The organism is Frankia sp. AgKG'84/4, from assembly GCF_023242965.2.
GTDB lineage: Bacteria > Actinomycetota > Actinomycetes > Frankiales > Frankiaceae > Frankia.
This window is the reverse complement of the sequence record NZ_JALKFU020000767.1, coordinates 1-1,160: the sequence shown is the minus strand read 5'-3', so window position 1 is coordinate 1,160 and position 1,160 is coordinate 1. Positions and strand designations below refer to the sequence as shown.

General features: G+C 75.9%; 1 protein-coding gene. It reads right to left on the bottom strand.

Translation table 11 applies throughout. From position 1 onward, the window contains the following. A partial coding sequence (locus MXD58_RS25080; protein ID WP_250610093.1) for an acyltransferase domain-containing protein occupies window positions 1–1,160 on the bottom strand: 1,160 nt, incomplete at both ends.

Genomic DNA, 1,160 nt, shown 5'->3' with positions numbered 1-1,160 from the left:
GCGCCCCGCCGGCTGGCCCTGCCCCGGTGGGGGCGGCGTCGGCGAGGGTCTGCTCGGCCAGGGCGGCGAGCACCGCGTCCGGGCCCAGCTCGACGTAGGTGGTGACGCCCTGGTCGGCGAGGGTGCGCACGCCGTCGTGGAACCGGATCGCGCCGCGCAGATGGCGCACCCAGTAGTCGGGATCGGTGAGTTCGGCGTCGGTGGCCACTTCGCCGGTGACGTTCGAGATGATCGGGATCGTCGGCGGCCGCAGCGTCACCCTCGACAGCACCCGGCGGTACTCGTCGAGGACCGGGTCGAGGTGCGCGGAGTGGAACGCGTGGCTGACCCGCAGCGTCTTGGCCCGGTGGCCCGCGTCGCGCCAGCGGCCGGCGAGGGACTCGACCGCCTCGCGGTCACCGGAGATCACCACCGAGCGGGGCCCGTTGACCGCCGCGATGCCGACAGTCCCGACCGTCCCGGCCGCGTCGGCCGCGTCGGCGAGCAGCCGCTCGATCTCGGCTTCGGTGCCTTCCAGGGCGGCCATGGCGCCGGTCGCGGGCACGCTCTGCATGAGCCGGCCGCGTGCGGCGACGAGCGTCGCCGCGTCGGACAGCGAGAACACCCCGGCGACATGGGCGGCGCTCAGCTCGCCGACGGAGTGGCCGATGAGGCGGTCGGCCCGCAGCCCGAACGACTCGACCAGCCGGTACAGCGCCACTTCCAGGGCGAACAGCGCCGGCTGGGTGTAGGCGGTCGCGTCCAGATCGGCGGCCGCCGGCGAACCGGGCTCGGCGAACAGCAACTCCCGCACGGACCGGCCGACGGCGATGTCGAGCGGTCCGGCGACCTCGTCGAGTGCGTCGGCGAACACGCCGAAGCGTGCGTACAGCTCGCGGCCGGCCCCGGCGCGCTGGCTGCCCTGCCCGGTGAACAGGAACGCGGTGCGCCCCGTGGCCGGCGCGGCGACACCGGTCACGGCGTGACCCGCCGGGACGTCGGCGGCGATCGCCCGCAGTCCCGTGAGGAACTCCTCGACGCTGTCCGCGACGACGACCGCGCGGTGTTCCAGGGCGGCCCGACCGACCGCCAGCGCATGGCCGACGTCGGTGGTCGACGGCGAGCCCGGCAGGTCCGCGCCGGCGGCGACCCGCTCGGCGAGACGCGTGGCCTGCGCCCGC